General features: G+C 41.4%; 22 protein-coding genes and 1 other annotated feature. Of the genes, 7 read left to right on the top strand and 15 right to left on the bottom strand.

The genetic code is table 11. The annotated features are described in order from the left end of the window. Nucleotides 1-90 precede the first annotated feature (90 nt). The gene (locus BUB77_RS25830) at nt 91-774 is read left to right on the top strand and encodes a TetR/AcrR family transcriptional regulator (RefSeq protein ID WP_073280065.1); all 684 of its coding nucleotides are present in this window, start codon (nt 91-93) and stop codon (nt 772-774) included. After that, entirely contained in the window at nt 771-1,976 is a 1,206-nt protein-coding gene (locus BUB77_RS25825) for an Acg family FMN-binding oxidoreductase (RefSeq protein WP_242962590.1), read from the top strand. Before BUB77_RS25830 ends, BUB77_RS25825 begins: the two co-directional genes overlap by 4 nt. 175 nt (nt 1,977-2,151) lie before the next feature. On the opposite strand, the gene rplT is transcribed toward BUB77_RS25825, so the two are convergent. The 3 genes from rplT to infC form a co-directional block, all read right to left on the bottom strand. Beyond that, nucleotides 2,152-2,508: a 50S ribosomal protein L20 gene (rplT, locus tag BUB77_RS25820; RefSeq protein ID WP_073280064.1), complete on the bottom strand. Its 357-nt coding sequence runs from the start codon at nt 2,506-2,508 to the stop codon at nt 2,152-2,154. A 28-nt stretch (nt 2,509-2,536) separates the two neighbouring features. After that, nucleotides 2,537-2,734 carry a 50S ribosomal protein L35 gene (gene rpmI, locus BUB77_RS25815; RefSeq protein WP_073280063.1) on the bottom strand — a complete coding sequence of 66 codons (198 nt, stop codon included), beginning with the start codon at nt 2,732-2,734 and terminating at the stop codon, nt 2,537-2,539. Nucleotides 2,735-2,884: 150 nt separating this feature from the next. Further along, nucleotides 2,885-3,379: a translation initiation factor IF-3 gene (infC, locus tag BUB77_RS25810; RefSeq protein ID WP_073280062.1), complete on the bottom strand. Its 495-nt coding sequence runs from the start codon at nt 3,377-3,379 to the stop codon at nt 2,885-2,887. A gap of 495 nt (nt 3,380-3,874) precedes the next feature. Between infC and BUB77_RS25805 the strand changes: the two genes are divergently transcribed. After that, entirely contained in the window at nt 3,875-5,311 is a 1,437-nt protein-coding gene (locus BUB77_RS25805; protein ID WP_073280061.1) for a helix-turn-helix transcriptional regulator, read from the top strand. Between the two features lie 100 nt (nt 5,312-5,411). Here BUB77_RS25805 and BUB77_RS25800 read toward each other — a convergent pair whose 3' ends face one another. The 4 genes from BUB77_RS25800 to BUB77_RS25785 form a co-directional block, all read right to left on the bottom strand. Beyond that, nucleotides 5,412-7,049: an ADP-ribosylglycohydrolase family protein gene (locus tag BUB77_RS25800; protein WP_073280060.1), complete on the bottom strand. Its 1,638-nt coding sequence runs from the start codon at nt 7,047-7,049 to the stop codon at nt 5,412-5,414. Between the two features lie 42 nt (nt 7,050-7,091). After that, on the bottom strand, nt 7,092-7,880 hold the full coding sequence (locus tag BUB77_RS25795; RefSeq protein ID WP_073280059.1) for a carbohydrate ABC transporter permease: 789 nt from the start codon (nt 7,878-7,880) through the stop codon (nt 7,092-7,094). Nucleotides 7,881-8,058: 178 nt separating this feature from the next. Continuing rightward, entirely contained in the window at nt 8,059-8,925 is an 867-nt protein-coding gene (locus BUB77_RS25790; protein WP_073280058.1) for a carbohydrate ABC transporter permease, read from the bottom strand. A gap of 130 nt (nt 8,926-9,055) precedes the next feature. Further along, nucleotides 9,056-10,429, bottom strand: coding sequence for an ABC transporter substrate-binding protein (locus BUB77_RS25785; protein WP_073280057.1), 1,374 nt, complete (start codon nt 10,427-10,429; stop codon nt 9,056-9,058). A gap of 354 nt (nt 10,430-10,783) precedes the next feature. Between BUB77_RS25785 and BUB77_RS25780 the strand changes: the two genes are divergently transcribed. The 3 genes from BUB77_RS25780 to BUB77_RS25770 are packed head-to-tail and all read left to right on the top strand — an operon-like array spanning nt 10,784 to nt 12,510. Next, entirely contained in the window at nt 10,784-11,356 is a 573-nt protein-coding gene (locus BUB77_RS25780; protein WP_073280056.1) for a TetR/AcrR family transcriptional regulator, read from the top strand. 15 nt (nt 11,357-11,371) lie between these two features. After that, nucleotides 11,372-11,875: a flavodoxin family protein gene (locus BUB77_RS25775; protein ID WP_073280055.1), complete on the top strand. Its 504-nt coding sequence runs from the start codon at nt 11,372-11,374 to the stop codon at nt 11,873-11,875. Continuing rightward, a complete protein-coding gene (locus BUB77_RS25770) occupies nt 11,872-12,510 on the top strand; it encodes a flavodoxin family protein (protein ID WP_073280054.1) in 639 nt (212 codons plus the stop codon). Before BUB77_RS25775 ends, BUB77_RS25770 begins: the two co-directional genes overlap by 4 nt. 100 nt (nt 12,511-12,610) lie before the next feature. Here the strand turns inward: BUB77_RS25770 and BUB77_RS25765 are convergent, their stop codons facing one another. The 6 genes from BUB77_RS25765 to sfsA form a co-directional block, all read right to left on the bottom strand. Further along, the gene (locus BUB77_RS25765) at nt 12,611-14,221 is read right to left on the bottom strand and encodes a peptide chain release factor 3 (RefSeq protein WP_408606440.1); all 1,611 of its coding nucleotides are present in this window, start codon (nt 14,219-14,221) and stop codon (nt 12,611-12,613) included. A gap of 87 nt (nt 14,222-14,308) precedes the next feature. Further along, nucleotides 14,309-15,154 (bottom strand): deoxyribonuclease IV, encoded by an 846-nt coding sequence (locus BUB77_RS25760; RefSeq protein ID WP_073280052.1) that lies wholly within the window; start codon nt 15,152-15,154, stop codon nt 14,309-14,311. A gap of 426 nt (nt 15,155-15,580) precedes the next feature. Beyond that, complete coding sequence (thrS, locus tag BUB77_RS25755) at nt 15,581-17,539, bottom strand: threonine--tRNA ligase (protein WP_073280082.1); 1,959 nt, start codon at nt 17,537-17,539, stop codon at nt 15,581-15,583. Between the two features lie 160 nt (nt 17,540-17,699). Then, nucleotides 17,700-17,899: a binding site (T-box leader), on the bottom strand. Nucleotides 17,900-18,006: 107 nt separating this feature from the next. Beyond that, nucleotides 18,007-19,221: a glycosyltransferase family 4 protein gene (locus BUB77_RS25750; RefSeq protein WP_073280051.1), complete on the bottom strand. Its 1,215-nt coding sequence runs from the start codon at nt 19,219-19,221 to the stop codon at nt 18,007-18,009. 159 nt (nt 19,222-19,380) lie between these two features. Then, nucleotides 19,381-19,773, bottom strand: a complete 393-nt coding sequence (locus BUB77_RS25745; protein ID WP_073280050.1) for a bacteriohemerythrin — start codon at nt 19,771-19,773, stop codon at nt 19,381-19,383. A 57-nt stretch (nt 19,774-19,830) separates the two neighbouring features. Then, on the bottom strand, nt 19,831-20,514 hold the full coding sequence (sfsA, locus tag BUB77_RS25740; RefSeq protein WP_073280049.1) for a DNA/RNA nuclease SfsA: 684 nt from the start codon (nt 20,512-20,514) through the stop codon (nt 19,831-19,833). A gap of 373 nt (nt 20,515-20,887) precedes the next feature. Between sfsA and BUB77_RS25735 the strand changes: the two genes are divergently transcribed. Next, nucleotides 20,888-21,154: a hypothetical protein gene (locus BUB77_RS25735; protein WP_073280048.1), complete on the top strand. Its 267-nt coding sequence runs from the start codon at nt 20,888-20,890 to the stop codon at nt 21,152-21,154. A gap of 44 nt (nt 21,155-21,198) precedes the next feature. Here BUB77_RS25735 and BUB77_RS25730 read toward each other — a convergent pair whose 3' ends face one another. Continuing rightward, on the bottom strand, nt 21,199-22,086 hold the full coding sequence (locus BUB77_RS25730; protein ID WP_073280047.1) for a hypothetical protein: 888 nt from the start codon (nt 22,084-22,086) through the stop codon (nt 21,199-21,201). A 2-nt stretch (nt 22,087-22,088) separates the two neighbouring features. Continuing rightward, nucleotides 22,089-22,604: a sigma-70 family RNA polymerase sigma factor gene (locus tag BUB77_RS25725; protein WP_073280046.1), complete on the bottom strand. Its 516-nt coding sequence runs from the start codon at nt 22,602-22,604 to the stop codon at nt 22,089-22,091. Nucleotides 22,605-22,626 lie beyond the last annotated feature (22 nt).

Genomic DNA, 22,626 nt, shown 5'->3' with positions numbered 1-22,626 from the left:
GAAAACTGCTTGACAGAATTTACGCTTTAAACTAAAATAAAGTAAACTTATAGTTTACTTTATTGCACATAAGTGTATGGAGGTTATATCATGGGTAATGCTGAAAGAAAAGCAAGAGAAAAAGAATTACGAAGGGAGGATATTGTGCTGTCGGCCGAACGGGTCTTCTTTACCAAGGGCTATCAGGCTTCTACCATGGACGATGTGGCAAAGGAGGCCCAATTTAGTAAAAGGACACTCTATCTGTATTTTAACAGCAAGGAACAGATTTACTTTGAGATTATGACAAGAGGTTACCGCCTCTTCCTTGATATGCTAAAAACCAGTGAGAACACTTCCGGCAACATAGAACCATTGGAGGGATTAAGAACACTTTTTGATAAATTTTACGCCTTTCGGAAGGAGTACCCCCATCATTTCCAGGCAATTATGGAATATCAGAACAGGGAGATCGATTTTACCGAAACTCTGACCTCCAAGTCCAAGGAAGAATGCTATGAATTGGGGGAAGAAGTCCTTAGATACTTAATCCGCCTGCTGAAAGAAGGAATAGCCAACGGCACCTTCCTTCCCGGGCTTCACCCTGAGAAAACTGCATTGATATTATGGTCCTGTACCCTCGGTATTTTTAATACTGCTGATAAGAAAGAAAATTACTTAAAGAATTATTATAATCTTACGGGAGAAGAGCTCCTGTATGACTCCTACTCCCTTATCCTTGGTTCCATACTGAGGAAGGAAAGCAGTTCACATTCAAGAAAGGAGTTCACATGAAGAAAGGAGTTATCATGAAGAAAGGAAAGAAGAAATTGACTGTTATTATTTTATCCTTTATCCTCCTGCTTTTGGCAGGTTTTATTTCCTTATTTGTTATCAGCGGAATCTTTCTGCCTGCCAGTTATCTTAAACCCTGGAGCAAGACCTATCAGGACCGTTTTAACGACCCCAGGCTGAAACTTGCGGCCTGCGGCCTTCTGGCAGCCAACGGCCATAATATGCAGCCCTGGAAAATCAAGCTGGACGAGAAAGACCCTTCTGTTTTCTACCTCTATGCGGATAGCTCCCGTGTTACAAAGGAGGTGGACCCCTATGCAAGACAGATGATGGTAAGCCAGGGGACCTTTCTGGAATATGTGAAGGTCGCAGGTGACGAGCTTGGCACCCCTGTTACCATAGACCTCTTCCCGGAAGGCTCCTATGATGAAAAGGATTTATATAAGAGCATGGATAAATATCCTGTTGCAAAGCTTACTCTTACGCAGGCAGCCCCTGTAAAAACCGAGCTGTACGATAATATTTTTCTTCCCGATACCAACAGGGGAGACTATCAGGATAAATCCCTGTCCCAAAATGAAACGACAGCGTTAGCATACACAAAAGAATTTGAAGAAATAACTGCCCGAGTCTTCCAGAACGCACCGGACATGGAGGCGTTAGGAAATTACGCTATCAAGTCAGCCGAAATCGAAGCAAATGTCAGCCGGGTCATGAAGGAAACAGAAGTAATCTTCCGCCCCAATGAATACCTGAAAAATAAATACCGCTATGGATTTTCCGTAGAAGGCCAGGGAACCAGCGGACTTATGAAGCATATCCTTCAGGGTATCGTAACGATCTTCCCCTCTATGAACAGCGGTAAAGCACAAACGGACTCCTTTATCTCTTCCACGAAAAAATCCGTTGCCAATACTCCTTCCTATCTGCTGCTTATTTCAAAGGACAACAGCCGCACCAGCCAGGTAGAAAGCGGTATGGCCTACAGTTATTGTATTCTGAAGGCTCATAATATGGGACTTGTGATGCAGCCCTTAAGCCAGTCATTAGAAGAATATGATGAAATGAAGGACGTGTATAAGGACATACAGCAACAGTACGGAGAAGGCAGAACCGTCCAGATGCTTATGAGGCTGGGCTCCCCCGTAAAGGAAGCTCCCAGGAGCATGCGCCAGGATGTTATGAGCCTTCTTACTCAGTAAATGAAACAAATATCCCAAGTTCAAGAGAATCATGCCTCTCTTTCCGCATCCTGAACAAGCCTTCTGCACTTAACTGCAGAAAAAAAGAGCCTTTATAAGACTGTTGTTACCGGAAGTATAACCTTCCTCTTAGTCTATAAAAGCTCTTTTTACATCTATGACTTAATTTATCTGCTTAAGCAATCTTGGACTTTGCAAGCTCTGTTAAAGCTGTGAAGCCGGCAGGATCGTTAATAGCCATGTCAGATAACATCTTTCTGTTAATTTCCACACCGGAAACCTTTAAACCGTGCATTAATTTGCTGTAAGAAATTCCATTCATCCTTGCAGCTGCATTGATTCTGGCGATCCATAACTGTCTGAACTGTCTCTTTCTCTGCTTTCTTCCTGCAAAAGAAGAGGTTAATGCTCTCATTACGGATTGTTTTGCTACTCTATATTGTTTCGATCTGGCTCCTCTGTAACCTTTTGCCAGTTTTAATACTCTCTTATGTTTTTTCTTAGCATTTAAGCCGCCTTTAATTCTAGCCATGTTCTATTTCCCTCCTTCGCACCTGATCTTAAAGATAAGGTATAATCTTCTTCATATTTTTAACTTTCGTTGCATCCGTTATAGTTGCTTTTCTAAGATTTCTCTTTCTCTTGGTACTCTTCTTTGTTAAGATGTGGCTCTTGTATGCCTTCATTCTCTTTAACTTTCCTGTACCTGTCTTTTTAAAGCGCTTTGCTGCTGATCTGTTGGTTTTAATCTTAGGCATGATATTTCCTCCTTCATTATGGTACAATAAGTGCACCGAATGGTTGTCCTATTGTTTTATTTTATTATTATGACACCTGCAAAATCCATCATGATCCTGTTTCAGTATTAGAACCATAACTCTTACATCACGGAAATTTATCAAGTGTAATTAACGTTTTTCAGTAAGGAACATAATCATATTCCTGCCTTCTAACTTTGCCGGTTTTTCAACGACTGCAATGTCTTCAAGCTTAGAATAGAAATTATCTAAAATCTGTTTACTGGAAGAAATATGAGCCATCTCTCTGCCTCGAAAACGAAGAGCAACCTTTACCTTATCACCTTTTGTCAGAAATTTTCTGGCCTGGCCTGCCTTGGTATTCAAATCATTGTCATCAATGTTGGGTGATAGACGGATTTCCTTTACCTCAGTAACTTTCTGTTTTTTCTTCGCTTCTTTATCTTTTCTTGCCAGCTCATACTTGTATTTACCGTAATCGATAATCTTACATACAGGTGGCTTTGCGGTAGGAGCTATCTTTACTAAATCCAGATTTGCTTCCTTTGCAAGTGTCATGGCATCTTTGACAGGCATGATACCCAATTGCTCGCCTTCTTCTCCGATTAAACGGATTTCCTTGTCTCTGATCTGCTCGTTAATCATTAATTCACTAATAGTACTGCACCTCCATAGGTTTGTTTGCATAATAAGTTAGTGTGCTCCGGCTCTGCCGGACACAAGGGCATATAAAAAGTGGATAGCAAAGACTATCCACCATACAATTCGTCATACGAAGCCAAGCTGAAGGAAGGAAAATCTCCTCATTACCCGGCTGTCATTCTCTGCACATCAGTGCAGTTCCGAAATATAGACCCAAGTCACGAACCAGTGCTAAGGTGAGAGTGGATACTCTGCTTTGTTGTTATCGTCGAATTACCGTAAAGATAATTCACAAGCTTTATTATAATAACATACTTCCCTACCTGTGTCAACTATAAACTGAATTTTATTTTTATTTTTTATATCTCATCCTCCCTTTCTTTTAAAATATTACCCTATTTTATAAAACTGTATGTAAAAGTCCTATGTTTGTTGTATAATAATATCTATCATATGATATAATCAGGTGACCTATTTTCTGACAGGAGAGTTGAGGCTATGTGCTATTTAATCGTATTTTCTTCATCTGAGTCAATCAAGACACAACTGGGAAGCTTGCTTTCTCCGTCCGTATCCTCCCTTGTTACCATCGAAACAGCCCCATATCCCAATGGGTTTGTCAGCCTTTTGCCCGGCGGACTGCCGGCAGCCTTTATTGCGGATACCCAAAATGCCCCCGAACAACTCCAAAATCCCTGGCTGCAGCTGCTCCCCATGCAATACCCCCAGATTCCATACTATAACTATGATGCTTCACCCGATTTCGCCGAACAGCTGGACAAGCTTGCAAAAACCCGTTCCAGGTCTGCTGCGGCTCCTCTGGCTTCCTATGCCCAGACCCTTGCTTTCCTTGAACAGATTACCTCAACACCCTTAATTGCCGGTACAGAGAAGCTGAATTTTTCTGCCTATACAAAATACAGCTTTGCCGCCTGTGCTTTAATGTTAACCGGAAACGAAACGATTCCCTCTCTCAGAGATGCCTGCGGCAATTTAGTCAAGCAGTATCCCTCCTCCTTTTGCTATATCAATTATCAAAGTAATGTCCTGCTATTTACGCTTTATGCAAAGACCGGGGATTTTACCCAGCTGGAGCTAAACCGCCAGACCTTTGCAGATAAAATGCAGTCAGAGGGCAATCCATGTCCTCCTTTTAAAGTTGGGATTATCCATCATGGCCTGCCAGGCTTAATCTCTTCCTACATGGAGGCTGTTCAGGTATATTATGTCAATAAATTAAGGACTCCCTGTACTTATTTTGATGAAATATCAAGCCCTCCGGGACAGCCCTTGAAATTACAGCGGCTCAAAGAAATAGAGCGCTCCATCCGGACCGATATTCAATTTCTGGAGGGGCAGAATGTCCTCCAATATGTCCGTTTATGGTTTGATGAGTGTAAGAATCTTAACTCAACCCTTAATGAATTAAAATATGATCTTATCAACCTGTATTCCACGATAAAGTATGTCCTTTTTGATATGTACAATTTAAAGCTTAAGCGTATCAAGTCCGGTCTGGAGGTTCATGAGATCCTGAATATTGCTACGCTGGAAGAATTGGAGCGCTGGTTTTACAACTGGCTTATCTATACCCTGGATAATTTTGACCTGACCCGCTCAAATACTGATTTTCAGATTGATGAAGTATTGCAGTTCATTACGAACCATATAACAGACGGTCTGACTCTGACGAAAATATCCAGCTATTTTTATGTGAATCCCTCCTACTTAAGTACCCTCTTTAAAAAAGAAACCGGGCAGACCTATATATCCTATGTGACCAAGGTCAAAATGGAAAAAGCCTGCGAATTATTGAATTCCAATTTTAAAGTGTTTGAAGTTTCCAGTATGCTGGGCTATGAAGACATCCGGCATTTTCGGAATACCTTCAAAAAATACCACGGAATACCGCCTTCCGAGTACAAGGCAAAATAGCGAAAACCAAAAGGGGCTGTTCAAAATGAAGCTCTGCGGAGTATAAACTTGCGTCATACTCCGCAGAGCTTCATTTTGTAACAGCCTCTTTTTTTAGCTCTTATAATCTAGGCAGATTATTGATGGATCTTGGTCCTCTCTTTTCCCACTTCACCTCACGGACTATTCCGGTCTGGCTCACCAGGACAAAGGGCACATGCATCACATGCCTGTTCTTATTTTCTTCGTATATGAACTCAGCGACAAATCTGTAAACCGGCTTCAGTAAACCAGTCGCATTAATCTCATACTCCATTTCCTTTATACCAGCGCCCATATGTGCCATGGTAAGAAAGACCGAGCATTCATTCTGGGGAAGAATTTCACAGCCGTCCCTGCCATATAAATAGACATTTACCCTGTCAGAAGTAACGCTTTCTGATGTATTGGTCAAAATAAACTTTATCTTTTTAGGCTCATCCTTCCTGATAACCGGCTCACCGCAATAGTCCAGTCTGACATTCAGATAAGGAAATTCAAATTTTACTGTATGCATTTCATCATAGATGTTCTTAAAATACTCTTTTGCATAAAATACTTCCAGGTCCATCTGCTCTGCCAGTACCAGATGAAATTCCTTGGAAGCTGCGTCTTTCAGGAGAATGACCCTGTCGGTCAGATCCTCTATGGTGGCCGGAATTCTTCCCGCCATCCTGAAGGGATCAATACTGCAGGTTACGATTTTATGCCCGATGGGATCAATCCACTTCTTTTCAAAGAATTCATAACCATACATAATGCCGAAAATGGAAGCTATGGTACCTGCCGTACAGTCCGTATCCTCGCCGTAATGCACGGCTGTCAGGATGGATTTTTCGAAATCTCCCTTTCCAAAGAGTAAGCCGTATATGATTATCATGATATTAGAGGGTACATCCCAGCCCATTTCACCGTTGCCGTATCCCTTTTTCTCATCTTCTTCCGAAATGTAATGCCATTCCAGATGTCCGATAAAGTTCTGCATGATATAGTCGCGGGTCTCCTCTTCATCCATGCCTGCATCAAAGGTTTCCAGGGCCTTTCGAATTCCTGTGCTTACAGCGCACTCTGCGGGGATATAGGATAAGCCGATATCAATTAGTTTCCGGATATCCTTTAAGTAAAATGCCGCGCTTTCCATTGCTGCGATAAAAACCTCCGCATATACGCCTTCACCGTCACCATGGTCCACTATGGCATCTTCAAAGGCATATTTAGCCGCCAGTTCAGGATAACCCGGGAACAGGCAGGCCCATATTTCCGACCGTATATAGGAACCGCAGCTGTCCTTGAATTTGTTATTAAAGGAGCCTGTTACCGGCGGCAGGAATCCTGTCCTTAAATTTGTTTTGGCAATTCCATATTCGGCATGGGTAAATACCATAAATTCATTAAAATATTCCCCCATAACTTTGGAATCTATATGGATTCCCTTGTCTTCCAAGGCCAGGAGCCATAGAATTTGAATATCCAGATCATCGTTGGGCAGAGGTTCTCCCTTTAATTCATTTGTATAATACGTAATATTATTTTTACAGCGTTCCCATTCCATGGGCATCCCAAGGGTTCCGCCGATATTTTTTCCCATCCAACAGCCTAAGACTTTGTCATGATACTGATTACTTTTCATGTTTACACCATCGCATACCGCAGGCCCGCCAAAAGACCAGTCTGCGATACTGCCACAATAAAACCAGTTGAAAGAATCCTGCTGTGGCATCCTTTCTTTTGATATTTTCTTTCAACTCTACTGACTAGCTTCTTATTCTTTTACTGCCCCGGTATTCAGCCCATTGACAATAAATTTCTGTAAAAACAGATAAATTACAATACTCGGTATAAGGATAATAAACAGTGCTGCATACAGCATGCCGACATTTCCTCCGTACATGGACTGGAATTTAGTCGGTATGACCGTGATTGTCATAATAGCTTCCTTTCTCAGCATGACGAAAGCCATCATATATTCATTCCAGCTGGAAAGAAAAGTCCAAATAACTGCCATGATAATCGCAGGCTTGCACATAGGTATGGCAATCCTGTAAATACTTCTTAAAATACCGCAGCCATCGATTAAGGCTGCTTCCAAAACAGTATTGGGCAGTGAATCAAAACCGTTTTTTATAGTCAATAAATTAAAGGGTGCTATGAGCACAATATAGGGTCCCAGTACAGCCAGATAAGTATTTAATATCCCCAGCTTTGAATTAATCTGGAATACCGGTACAAGAATAGCTGCAACCGGCAGGAGCAAAGCGGACAAAAGGAATATATAAATAGCATTCTTAAAGGGAAAATCCAGCTTGGACAGTGCAAACCCAGCCAGTATATCAAGGAGGACCACTAAAATAACTGCGCACAGACTGATAATAAAACTGTTTGTAAAGTAAATATGGATGTGATATCTTGTAAGGATGTCGGTATAGTTACTGATACCTCCTCCTTGAAGCGAGCCGCGTACCAGTATCCCCAGAGGCATAAGAATAATGCCGACGCATATAAGAGATATGATAAGCTTTATTAAATTACCAATTACCCGAGAACTTTTCATGCTGACCCCCTTGATATCGCAAGCTTTCTTGCGATACTGCTAAATTGAAATTTAAATGCATTGTATTTTTAATCTAATCTCCATGCAAAATCGCAAGTTCACTTGCGATACTGCTAAAATAGTAAGTTTAAAAATGAAACACATTTTTAAATCTAACCTTTCTTCCAATCATTACCTGTTAAACCATCTTAGAGTTATACAGCTTTAGCTGCAGCATGGTTATAACTCCCGCAATAAGAAACATTACCACGGCTACCGCACATGCATATCCCTGTTCATAGTTGGTAAATGCTGCTTTATATAAATATGTCGCAAAGGTCTGGGTAGCATTAGCAGGTCCGCCTCCCGTCAATGACACAACGAGGTCGTATTGCTTTAATGCTCCTATAACCCCGATTATAGTAAGATTGTAGGTCGTTCCCCTTAGCATGGGCAATATGATTTTTCTTAGAAGCTGAAAGTGGGTAGCTCCGTCAATTTTTGCCGCTTCATACAGATCCTCTGAAATTCCTGCCATCGAGCCGAAATACAAGGTCATGGAGTATCCTGTCCACTGCCAGATATTAATAATGATAATGGTCCAAATGGCAAAACGGGGATTGGATAAAGGTGCACTGACGCCAAAGAAGCTCAGTATATCCTTTAAATAGCCGATATTGGGGTCTAAAAGCCGGAAAAAAACCTGTCCTATAATGATGGAGGAAAGCATGGCCGGCATAAAAAGTACCGTTTTCGTGATGTCCCTTCCCAGATATTTTTTCTGAAAAATATCTGCCAGGAAAAAGCCAAGAATCGCCTGTATGGAAACTGTAAAAACGGCAAAGAGTACAAAGTTGATTACAACTGTAGAAAAAACCTTATCTTTAAACATGAGGGCATAATTTTTAAATCCTATAAATGTCATACCGGGGTCTATCCCGTTCCAGTCATAAAAACTGATTTTTATATTATAAATAACCGGATATACCATATAAATCAAAACAAATATAGTCAAAGGCAAGACCAGCAAAAAGCCTATCTTTTTACTTTTTCTAAAATTAATCATTCCGAAAGCCTCCTACTATTTTCTATAAGCTTTTTTGCAAGACCTTAACTGTAAAGGAACTGCCGTACAAAGGAATTTGAAACCCGCCGTACGGCAGTCCTTCTTTTATCCAGTATGAAATGCCTGCAGATTATTTTGTAATACCTGCAGCTGCCTCTGCCATAGCTTTTGCAGCTGCTTCCGGTGTAATCGTACCTGTTCCGAGAAGCTGAAGCTGGTCAAACAGGGCGTCATTTAACTTGGTATAAAAGGAATTACGATAGCCAACGGTATTATCACTTGCAACTGCCTTTGAAATCGTGTCATATGCCGCTTTGTAATCATCTGCCACATCAACGGTAATTTGAGGAGCATCCTTTAATACGCTGAAGAAACCAAGTCCATTCACTACATCCTGCTGCATATCATAACATAGCCATTTTACAAATTCCCAGGCTGCTTCCTTGTTGGAGCTGTTTGCATTCACGCCCCAGGCAACATCTGGTGCGGTAAGTACTACCCCTGCCTTTCCTTCAATAGAAGGCATGGTTGAAACTTTAATATCATTGGAGGAATATTCCTTATAAAAGGCATTATCTGGTTTTAAAGAACCTAAATCCCATGAGCCGTTAAAAATCATTGGTATGGTAGATTTTCCGTTGTCATCCCTCCACTGGGAATATCCTTCATTGTAAAGTGTCGTGGAAATGGCTCCGTCCTGAACGATACCATCCTTAAAAAGCTTCTGGTAATAGTCAAAGGCTTTTACTACATCACTGCTCTTCCAGTCACCGTTTAATGTGAAAATATCATTGCACAAATCCTTATTGATAGTACCCATTATGGTAATGAACATGTCATAATTCTGCCAGTTGTCTTTTCCGCCGAACATCAAAGGAATTTTTCCGGCTTTTCGTAAGGTCTGTGAATCTTTCGCCAGGTCCTCCCAGGTCTGAGGCAGGCTTTGTACGCCGTTTTCCTGCAGCATTTTATTATTGTACCAGATTGTACCGGAGGCACTCATGGCACTTGGTAATGCATATATTCCATCGCCGGAAAGCTTGATGGTCGAGAGGGAGGCTTCCGTAAACTTGTTCGTCCAGTCATCGCCCCAAGCCTTGGAAGCATAGTCATTCAAAGGTTCCAGCTGTGATTTGTATTGTTCCAGATCGGCTCCGGGAGCAACCGCGATTACATCGGGAGCGTCACCGGATGCAAAATCCACCTTCAGAGAATTGTAATGATCCTCCTGTCTCATAATCTTAACATTAGCCGATATTCCCGGATGGGAAGAATTAAAGGCTTCTGCAATTGCCTTTGTTAAATCATCGTCATTTGAGTACCCTTTATAGTTGCCCAGTGCATACTGCCAGGATTGTACCGTGATATTTACCGTTTTTGTTTCTCCTGTATCTGCCTTTCCGGCATTACCAGTGGAATCACCTGCAGGCGAACTGCTTTTGCCGCACGCTGCAAGAGAGATTGCCATAATCCCCGCCATTATAATTGCTACAGACTTTCTCATAAGTTAATCTCCTTCCTTATTTCACCTAATACCCTTTGTTGCTTAATACATTCTCTGACGGCCAGAGTATCCGGTATTCCCGTTTAATACCGGAGTATTGAATGCATTCAACTTACAATACCGATTATAACGGAAAGGAGCTTTCTTTCAAAGAACATAATCTTTTGTAAAAATGGGTGGATTTTTTTAGATAATTAAATTATACCAATAATTTCAGATTGCAATTTCATATTTAATCCCCTACCTGTAAAGAATTCGAATTTCCCAAGATAATCTGAATTTGTATCTTGACACTGTAAAGATTCTCTGTTACAATCTTTACAGTGTCAAGATAGTAAGAAAGGAGCACTAAAATTGAGTGAAAAACCATATCCATATCATCACGGCAACCTGCGAATTGAGCTTATCGAAGCCGGTATTGAGATTATTAATACGGAAGGCCTGAAGGGCTTTTCCCTGCGAAAGGTCGCAGCCAAATGCAATGTAAGCCATGCAGCACCCTACAGCCATTTCAAGGACATAGATGACCTGCTCAATGCCATGGGCGAACATGTATCGAGCCAGTTTACGGACAAACTGCGTGCCTCCGTCGCCGGAAAAGAGGACGGTCCCAATGCGGTCTTATCCATTGGTCAGGCTTATATAGACTTCTTCATAGAGAACCCCCGGTACTTTCAGTTCCTGTATTATCATTCGGATATATTCATAAATCTTGACTATGAGACTCCGGAGGATTACCCTCCCTTTGCTTTGTTTCGAACAACAGCCTATAAAATGTTTGACAAAAGAGGAATTCCAAAAGAAACCTATTCCAAAGAACTGGCTTCCCTCTGGTCGGTGGTTCACGGTATCGTTGCCTTGCTCACCAACGGCAATATCCAATATTCCGGGGATTGGCAGCAGGTTTTTATAAATATTATTAAGTGAAAGGAAAGGTATATTATGAGAATACTGATACATGATTTAGACCCCCAGGAGTTTACGGCTCTTGGTCTGACACTGGCTTCGGACACAACTGTCATATCCGACAGCGGTACCATCAAAAATTGTATCGGCTGTTTTGGATGCTGGGTCAAAACACCGGGGAAATGTGTTTTAAAGGATGACTACCGGGACCTTGGGCAATTATTATCAAAATGTGATGAACTTACCATTGTCAGCAGGTGCCTTTATGGGAGCTACAGTCCCTTTGTGCGCAATGTTCTTGACAGGAGCATTTCCTTCCTGCTTCCCTACTTTATGTATAAAAACGGGGAAACCCACCACAAACCCCGTTATGAACACCACTTTCCTCTATCCGTACATTTTTACGGAAATGATCTGACGAAAAAGGAGCAGGATACCGCAAGGGAATTGGTGGAAGCTAACAGCATCAATTTCCATTGTACCGGAAACAAGGTCTGTTTCCATAATAATCTTCAATCGGTAAAGGAGGAATTAAAGTGAAAATTGCTGTCATAAACGGGAGCCCAAAGATAAAGAATGGTACTTCTTCTTTTCTTCTTCAAAAAATTGAATCCATGATAAGCTCCGAAAATGAAATATTCCATTACAATATAAACAAAAACCCCTTAACCGCCCAACAATACCGGGAGCTGTGCAGTATGGATACACTCCTTTTTGCCTTTCCGCTGTATATAGACGCTATCCCCTCCCACTTGTTCAGAATGCTTGCTGCTCTCGAAGATTACATGAAAACAGAGCGTCAGAACCCAATTTATGTATATGCCATTATCAATAATGGCTTCTATGAAGGGCGGCAAAATCACATTGCCATCAGTATTCTTCAAAACTGGTGTTTACGCACCGGCTTGCAGTTTGGCAGGGGAATCGGCCTGGGTGCCGGAGAAATGATGAATTTTATCGAAAAAGTACCCCTTGGCCATGGCCCTCAAAAAAATTTAGGGAATGCCTTAAGGCAACTGGCAGATAGCATAAATTCCCGCAGCACCGGGGAAGTAATGTACATCAGTCCCAACTTTCCAAGATTTGCGTGGAAGTTCAACGGAACCCATTTCTTTTGGAATGCAACAGCTAAAACTAATGGGCTGAAAAAGAAAGATATTTTAAAGAGACTTTAAGAATTAATAGATCAGAAGATTACAAAAAGCCTGCTTTCAGCGGTTATAACGCCAAAGCAGGCTTTTTGTTAAGCTTTATCCATTAACACTCTGTCCGTCATTAATCTCTTCCGAATTCCGACAGCCTTAGCTCCTTGTTACGGTCAAGTACGGTCTGGATACTCCAGCTATGGGTAAAGAGCAGCAGAGGATTGCCTTTTAAATCCTTTACCTTCTTGGTATCGGCGGTGACATTCAGCTTACTGGCATCCAGTCCCTTGTTCTCAATCCAGCGGATGTGCTCATAGCTAAGGGGCTCCAGGCGGATTTCCACGCCATATTCAGATTCCAGCCTGAACTTTAATACATCAAACTGAAGTACTCCGACTACGCCGACAATAATTTCTTCCATTCCCGTATTATATTCCTGGAATATCTGAATAGCACCTTCCTGAGCTATCTGGGTAACTCCTTTTAAGAACTGCTTTCTCTTCATGGTATCCACCTGTCTTACCTTGGCAAAATGCTCCGGTGAAAAGGTGGGGATTCCTTCATATTCAAATTTCTTATCGGAAGAGCAGAGGGTATCACCAATTGAAAAAATACCGGGGTCAAATACACCGATAATATCTCCCGCATAGGCTTCTTCAATAATCTTTCTTTCCTGCGCCATAAGCTGCTGGGGTTGGGAAAGCCTTATCTTTTTGCCGCCCTGTACATGGTTGACTTCCATGCCGGCTTCAAACTTGCCGGAGCAGATTCTCATAAAGGCAATCCTGTCCCTGTGGGCTTTATTCATATTGGCCTGAATTTTGAAAACAAAGGCAGAAAAATCATTTTCTACCGGGTCAATATTCCCCTCTGATGATTTTCTGGGAAGGGGGGTTGTGGTCATATTTAAAAAGTGCTCTAAAAAGGTCTTTACACCGAAGTTCGTAAGGGCAGAACCAAAGAAAACAGGTGTTAATTTTCCCTGTCTTACTTCCTCCAGGTTAAACTCACTTCCGGCACCCTCTAAAAGCTCTATTTCTTCATTTAAAATACTGTGGTTTTCTTTACCGATGAGTGAATCAAGGCTTTCATCCCCTAAAGTCACCTCAATGGTATCCACTTCCTTCTGTCCGCTGTTAGCGGCAAAAAAGCGCAGGATATGGTTGGAATCCCTGTCATAGACTCCTTTAAAGTTCTTTCCGGAGCCGATGGGCCAATTGATAGGACAGGTCTTAATTCCTAAAACAGTCTCAATATCATCCAGTAATTCAAAGGTATCCTTTGCTTCCCGATCCATCTTATTAATAAAGGTAAAGATGGGGATTCCTCTCATGACACAGACCTTAAACAGCTTCTTTGTCTGGTTTTCCACACCCTTGGAGGCATCAATTACCATGACAGCGGAATCCGCCGCCATAAGAGTACGGTAGGTATCCTCTGAGAAGTCCTGATGTCCGGGGGTATCCAATATATTAATGCAATAATCACCGTAATTGAACTGCATAACAGACGAGGTTACGGAAATACCACGCTGCTTTTCTATTTCCATCCAGTCGGACACCGCATGCCTGTCTGTTTTCTTACCCTTTACGGAGCCTGCGAGATTGATGGCTCCTCCATAAAGCAGAAGCTTTTCCGTCAATGTGGTTTTACCGGCATCGGGATGGGATATGATGGCAAAGGTCCGCCTTTTATTTATTTCCTTGGTATAGTCTTCCAAAATAATTCCTCCAGTTTCCATGGTACGGGCAGTTCTTCACCGGAAACCGCCTCAAAACTACTTAATCATATAATACATTTCCATCTCTTGTCAAGGTTATTATAAAGATTACGGCAGGTCTTTCCAATTATAAGCGTCCCTCAATAACTCGATTTCATCCCTGTGGCCGACCAGGTCCGCAGGAGTTTCCAGTATAAATATCAGGTCCTTTAATTTCGGATGGTTTATAATGCCTTTGGCAGCCTCTGCTCCCATACGCCCCATACCAATCCTTGCATGCCTGTCTTTACGGTTTCCCTTTTCATCCATGCTGTCATTCAGATGGAAGGCTTTTAAGCGGTGAAGTCCTATTATATGGTCAAATTCCTCCACAACCTCATCAAGTCCTCCAACCATATCATATCCGGCATTCCACATATGGCAGGCGTCCATACAGACACCAACCTTGTCCTGCAGGTGTACACGTTCCAGAATGGCCTGTATTTCCTCAAAGCGCCACCCCATTTCACTGCCTTTGCCCGACATGGTCTCCAAGAGGATTGTCGTATGCATCTCTTTAAACATAACCTGATTCAGCATGTCTGCAATCTGTTCCGTTGCTTCTCTGACCTCCTGCCCCAATCGGCTTCCGGGGTGAAAGTTATAGAAATTCCCGGGGAAGAATTCCATCCGTTCAAGGTCTTCTGCAAACATCTGAGCAGACAGCTCTCTAAGATGACTCTTGGGAGAACAGCCATTCATGGTATAAGGAGCATGCGCCATGATGGTAGCAAAGTTATTCTCTTCCAGGAGTTCCTTGAATTTAGACATATCATTATAATCAGCAGCCTTGGCTTTTGCCCCTCTTGGATTCCTGGCAAAAAACTGCAGGGTATTGGCTCCTATTGACAGGGCATCCTTCCCCATTCTTTCATACCCTCTTGCTACCGATAAATGCGTTCCTATTTTTAACATTCTCTCTTCTGCTTTCTGATTCCTGTTAATCCATTCTGTAGAGTATCTGTTTCTTTTCCTGCCCCTATACTTCATTGACAGTTGGGATATATTATTCTGTTAGCTGTATTTTATTTGCAACTTCAAAAAGTCATTCTATTAACTGAGTTTATTTCCCTTTTCAATAAAACAAAAGAGGCTCCATGTCTTTCCTTCCTGCACACTTTGAAAGATTTACTAATAAGCTTCAAAAGGTGCGTGGAAAAGAGATGGAGCATCTCTTCGATTCCTGTTTATTTTAAGAACTGTTTATTTCATGAATACTTTTGATTTCATGAGCTTTTCATTTCATAAGCTATTTGTTTCATAAGCTATTTATTGTAAGCTATAATATCTATAAGCTACTCATGAAATTTTATTTACTGTATTTAACCTTGCTTCCTCATATTATGCCTGCTGCTCTACTTCAATCTTTCTGATTTCCTTTGTTCTGATTTCCTTGCAGATATCATTTACAAATACGGAAAGCTCCTTTTGTCCTTCATCACCGAGGTAACGGCTTCTTACGGACACTTTACCTTCTTCCTCTTCCTTCTGTCCCACCACAAGAAGGTAAGGAACACGGTCAAGTCTGGCTTCACGAATCTTATATCCGATTTTCTCCGCACGCTCATCAACACTGCAGCGGACTCCGTTATCCTTTAACTCTGCTTCCACCTTCTTAGCATATTCATGGTATTTTTCAGAGATGGGAAGTACTCTTACCTGTTCCGGACACAGCCAGGTAGGGAACTGTCCGGCATACTTCTCTATGAGCCATGCAAGAGTTCTTTCATAGCATCCCAAACTGGTTCTGTGGATGATGTAAGGGCGTTTCTTCTCACCGTTCTGGTCAATATAGTACATATCAAACTGTTCTGCAATAATGGCATCCCACTGGATGGTTATCATCGTATCTTCCTTACCGTACACATTCTTTGCCTGAATATCTACCTTAGGGCCATAAAAAGCAGCTTCCCCTTCTTCTTCTGTAAAAGGAATGTTCAGTTCCGTTAATACATTACGGATTCTTCCCTGGGTTTCTTCCCAGATTTCTTCCGTACCGATGTATTTTTCTTTGTTATTGGGGTCCCACTTGGAAAGACGGTAGGTTACGTCTTCTTCCAGGCCAAGGGTACTTAAGCAGTATCTTGCAAGGTCAAGGCAGCCTTTGAATTCCTCATCCATCTGGTCAGGCCTTACAATCAGATGTCCTTCGGAAATGGTGAACTGGCGGACACGTGTAAGTCCGTGCATTTCACCGGAGTCCTCATTACGGAACAGGGTAGAAGTCTCACCATAGCGTAAAGGCAGGTCACGGTAGGACCTCTGTGCTGATTTATATACATAGTACTGGAAAGGACAGGTCATGGGGCGAAGGGCATATACTTCCTTGTCTTTTTCCTCATCCCCCAGGACAAACATGCCTTCTTTGTAATGGTCCCAGTGTCCGGATATCTTATATAGATCACTCTTTGCCATAAGAGGTGTTTTGGTTCTGACATAGCCTCTCTTATCTTCTTCGTCTTCAATCCATCTTTGCAGTGTCTGGATGATTTTTACACCGTTAGGCATGAGAAGGGGAAGCCCCTGGCCGATAACATCAACCGTGGTAAAGAGCTCCATTTCACGGCCAAGTTTATTATGGTCACGTCTCTTTATGTCCTCCAGATGCTCAAGATAAGCCTCCAAATCCGCATTCTTGGTATAGGCTGTTCCGTATACTCTGGTCAACATTTTATTTTTCTCAGAGCCTCTCCAATAAGCACCGGAGGAGGAGATTAATTTGATTGCCTTAATTCCCTTTGTACTCATTAAATGAGGGCCTGCGCAAAGGTCCGTAAATTCACCCTGGCTGTAGAAGGAGATTTCTTCTCCCTCGGGTAAATCCTTAATCAATTCTACCTTATAGGGCTCCTGTCTTTCTTCCATAAAGCGTATGGCTTCTTCTCTGGGAAGGGTAAAGCGCTTAATCTCAGCACCTTCCTTAATGATTTTCTTCATTTCCTTCTCTAAACTATCCAGAGCTGCCCTGTCAAAGGGCTCCACATCGAAATCATAGTAAAATCCAGTGTCGATGGAAGGTCCGATTGCCAGCTTTGCACCAGGATACAGGTGCTTTACCGCCTCTGCCAGTACATGGGAGGTAGTATGCCTGTAGGCCGCCTTGCCGCCCTCGTCTTCAAAGGTCAGAATACTTAACTGACTGTCCTTCTCTACTACTGTCCTAAGGTCCACTACCTTGCCGTCAAGCTCTGCAGCACAGGCAATTCTTGCAAGGCCTTCACTGATATCCTTTGCGATATCAATAATAGCCATCTGGCTTTCATATTCTTTTACTGATCCGTCTTTTAATGTAATTTTCATAATTGCACCCATTGTATACCGTTTATTAAATTGCGGTATTGCCATAATTAAAACAGGTTGAAAGAATCATTGTATGGCATCCTTTCATTCTTCATATTTCCTTCCAACCTCTGTAAAAGCATCAAAAAAGCCCATCTCTTTCGACTGCTTTATACAGTACGAAAGGGACGAGCATATATCTCGCGGTTCCACCCTCATTGGATTGTAAATTCCCACTTCATTTGATGATAACGGCATCAGCCGGGCTGGATTAGAGCCACTCAGAGGTAGTCTTCGGATGTTTCCTGATAGGACATTCTCAGCATATCATATCCTTCTCTGTAACATTTCACATCTTACTTGTCTCGTCAAAGCTTTTTCTTCTTGATAAACCTCATTATAGCATTCCCCATTATTTTGTCAAGTGGAATTTTGAGGTCCTCCGGGGAAATTTGAGATCTGCTGTAAATTTCAGGTCTGCTCCGGATTTAAAACAGGTAGTTGATTTTCTTGTTTTCCAGGGAATCCGTCTGCTCCAAAGAATGGCCCTTTTCCAATACTTCCAGATAAACTGCTTCCACACTTTTTCCAAAGGCTTCCGTAGAAAACTTCTGCATCAGCTTTCTGGCATTTTCGCCGTAAGGAGTCTCTTTATCTGTAAAAAGCACCTTATCAAGTCCGCTTGTCAATTCCTTTTCATTGTTAAACTTATAGCCGTTTACTCCGTTTATCAGAATATCATTTAAGCAGTCGTCTTCCTTTGCAACGGCAGGAAGTCCTGCTGCCATGGCTTCTATATAGGTTAAGCCCTGGGTTTCGCTTTGAGAGGCACTTACAAATACATCTCCCAGCTGGTAATACAGGCCAATCATATCCCAGGGCTTTGCACCGCCAAATATGACTTTATCCTCCAGCTTAAGCTCCCTGGTTCTGGAATGCAATCCTTCCGCTTCCGGGCCTCCGCCTATTATCAGGAATTTTACATCCGTTCTTTCCTTCATGTATGCCTTCATTGCATTTATAATTTCTACGATATTTTTCTCCTTGGAAACCCTGCCAATATAAAGGATGACTTTTTCCTCTTTCTCAATTCCATAATCCATTTTTATCCTGTCAATATCCTTTTGCTCATAAAGGGACGGGTCGAATTTCTTCAGGTCCACTCCCGTAGGTATAACAGAAATCTCTCTATGGACACTGTACTTTTGAAGGAGTTCCTTTACTTTATCCGTCGGCACAATAACATGGGCTACCGTATTACAGCTGACCTTTGAGAAGATTCTGGCAAGGGACTTTGCTCTTGCGTCAATAGTCTTAACATGAGTCAGATAATGGGTATAATCCTCATATATTGTATGATAGGTGTGTATCATGGGAATCCTTAATTCCTTTGCCATGATTCTCCCGAATATGCCCAATGAAAATTCCGTATGGGTATGGATAATATCCAGATTTAATTTCTTAATAATTCCAGCCAGCTTCGGCAGATAGAACATTCCAATACGTCTTTCTGTAATCAATATAAAGGGAAGACTGGGCACACGAAAGACATTATATTCATATTCCGGAGAACCGGGAGTTGTGGTTGTAAACACGTATACAGTATGTCCCAATGCTTCCAGCTCTCTTTTCAGCATAAATACCGAGTTGGCAACCCCATTTATTTCAGGGTAATATGTTTCTGTAAATAAACCTATATTCACATTAACCTCCATGCATTTCGCAGGTTCACCTGCAAAACTGCCCAAATAGAATGCGAAAATTGTTTTCTAATTTTCACATTAATCCCCATGCAGTATCACAAGCAAGCTTGTGATACTGCTTAAATAGAAAGATTAAAAATGCAACGCTTTTTCAATCCTTTATAAGGTTCCGATTAATTTATCCTTTTCAAGAATATGATGAACCAGCCAGTCATTTAAAAAGCTCATAATATCCAGCAGCGTTCCCGTCTGGTTATGGTCCATACTGTCAAAATCAATGCTGTTTACTTTCTCAATAAAATCTTCATGCTCTGTCTTATGGGACAGGAATTTCTTATAGCCGATGCTTTGCATATAAGCCTCTTCGTCTGCAAAATGCTGTATGGCATATTCTTTTAACCCTATAATAATGGCTACGATATCATCAAACTTATCGGCAATAAATTCTTCCTTTAATAATGTGTACGCTTCATCTGCAATACGAAATAATTCCTTATGCTGCATATCAATTGCTTTTACACCAATGTAGTATTCATCCTTCATCTCGTACATATCATTTTCTCCTTTGGTCCATAGTATTCATTTTCCGTTCAAGTAAAATATTCCATGTCATGAAAGCATTACCGGCACCTGCTCCTTAAGTGCCAAACTATCCGTATGTACCTTACAATTCATAGCTATTATCTTTACACCCTGGCTGTCCGCCTTACGCAAGGCTTCTCCGAATTCTTTATGAGTCCTGTCATTCGGTTTGAAAAATTTTGCATTTTCCATTTGTATCACAAACATAATATAAGCGTCATATCCTTCCTGTATGCAGTCACACAGCTCATGGATATGCTTAACGCCCCTCTCGGTAGGTGCGTCCGGGAAAAGTAAGACTCCCTCCTCTTCCAGTGTTACTCCTTTCACTTCCATAAATGCTTTTCTTTCAGGTGTTTCCATATAAAAATCAAATCTTGAGTTTTTATACACCTGTTCCGGCTTTATCTTTACAGCATCCTTTAATAAATTTCCTTCCTGCAGCCACTCATAAACTACCTTATTGGGTGCCTGGGAATCCATATTAATGAGCTGTGCGCCTTTTTGTACGGCTACCAAAGAATATTTGGTACTGCGGTTCGGATTATGAGCCTCTTCCAGATAAACGGTAACCCCCGGTATCAAAAGCTCTCTGCAGCGGCCTGTATTTTTAACGTGGCATTTTTCAGCAATGCCATCGATTTTAACATATGCAATGAAGCGGTTGGGACGCGAAACGAAGATTCCTGTCTTAATATTGTTATACCTCATTTTTCTCCTTTCGTGAATACCAAATCTTACTGTGCGTGATTTATTATAGCATTTCTGTAATTTCCCGGCAATATCTATTTTATTTAGTAAATTTTACTTTTCTTTTATTTAAACTTGTCTTATAATGAAGTGTGAAGGGAAAGCACTTTCACACTCATTATCTACGGCAGTACCACAGACAAATCTGCGGTATGCAATGGGAGCATGTGCGAAAGAAAAACGCTTTCACACTCCATTATCTATAGCAGTACCACAGACAAGTCTGCGGTATGCAATAAATATAAGAGTGAATCAGTCAGATTAGCATTTCTTTGTGTGTATAATTTTAATTAGCATATGCATATACTGTAAACTGAAAGGAAGTATGTTCATTATGAAGAAATTCGGTAAAATTTTATTTGGTACTGTCTCCATCGCTACATTGGCCTGCGGTGCTTATTATCTGTACAAAAATATCCTAAATAAGGATTCTGCAGATGATTTCGACGATTTTGAAGATGATTTCGAGGACTTCGATACGGAAGAAGATACTCCCGCCGCTGACAAAAAAGAGACCAGAGAATATGTCTCAATAAATATTACTTCCGGAGAACCAGAAAGTGCCGAAAAAGAAGAAGTAAAAGATACAGTTGAAGAATAATAGAAGAAAAGGAATTTACTGTGGTAAATTCCTTTTCTTATTTTTTACTCTTTTATCAGATTTCCCAGCTTACTTAATAATTCTTCTCCATTATCTATTGCATAGGTTATGGTACCTTCTTCTGTCCGCTTGTCTGTTACATTTACCAAACTATCCTGATAAAATTCAAAGGTAATGGCCTTCTTTTCTTTTCCAGTTATTACAAAGCAGTAAATATAACTTTCCGGGGCCTTCTTATCCGTAGTCTGCACTGTGTAATTTGTTAAAAGACTATAGAACTTACCGGCACTTTCAATGCTCATTTTCCGGTCCTTTTCCTTTTCCCTTTGCAGAATAAAGGATTGTATATCCTTTGTATCAATTGCATAAAGCTCTGAAAGTACCTGAGGTGCTTTCATCGTAATTTTCATATCCGATTTCGTGCCAGCATCTTCATCTGCCTGGCCGGTTAAACTACTGCTTTTCTCTTCCGCTCCGGCACTTTGGTCAGCAGCACTGCCGGCGGCGCCTTCTGCAGCGGTTATTTTCTTATCCGCACTCCGTTCTGTTTTTGCATCGGCAGTCAGGGAAGGATCCGCACTCTGGGCTGATTCTATACCATAACTCATCTTGTCGTTCACCAGGCCGTTATTCGTCTTCGAGCCTGTCATACTGTTTTGGTATATCCACACTGCAGTTATAAGAAGAAGTATGGCAGCGGCAGCTCCTGCAAATCTGAAAGCAGGAAACCTTTTTTCATTCTTAGTCTTTCCGGAAGTATGTTCACTATCCCTATCGGAGCCATCTGTTTCCTTTATTTTTAAAAGTGTCCTTTGAATCAGGTCTTCGGATACGGTAATGTTATCCCTTTCAAAGGAAGCTTTCAAATGTCCTTTTAATTCCATATCATCCCTGTCAGGTGAAGGATTTTTGCCAGTTATATTCTTTTCCATTGTCATATCCTCCCTTCAAGGCTAAGCTTTAGCTTCTCTTTTGCTCTGGATAACCGGCTTTTTGCCGTTCCTTCCGCTATTCCTAAAAGCTTGGCTGTTTCTGTTACGGTCATATCCTGAAAATAAACGCACAACAACACGTCTTTATATTTCTGGGGCAGCTCTTTTACTGCATCTCTTATTATCCTGTTTTCATCTTCCTGCTCCACTGCGCTGTAATCATCTTCTTTGTACAGTGTATTTTCATGAACTTCCGTAAGCGGTGTCACCTTCTGGTTCCACGCACTTTTTATATAATCTTTGCAGGCATTGATAGTGATACGAATAATCCATGTTTTTATACTGCTCTCCCCCTGGAAGGTATAAAGCTTCTGGTTTACTTTTATAAATACCTCCTGAAAAATATCTTCCGCCAGATGACTGTCATTTACGTACATGAACGCTGTCCGTAAAACATCGTTACCGTATTTTCTCATCAAGGCTTCGATATCGTAAACCTCCTGATTTTCCTGGTACATTTAAGTGTCCCCCTAATATACG

The sequence above is a fragment of the Anaerocolumna jejuensis DSM 15929 genome, from assembly GCF_900142215.1.
GTDB classification, from domain to species: domain Bacteria; phylum Bacillota; class Clostridia; order Lachnospirales; family Lachnospiraceae; genus Anaerocolumna; species Anaerocolumna jejuensis.
This window is presented reverse-complemented; position numbering and strand designations above follow the sequence as displayed.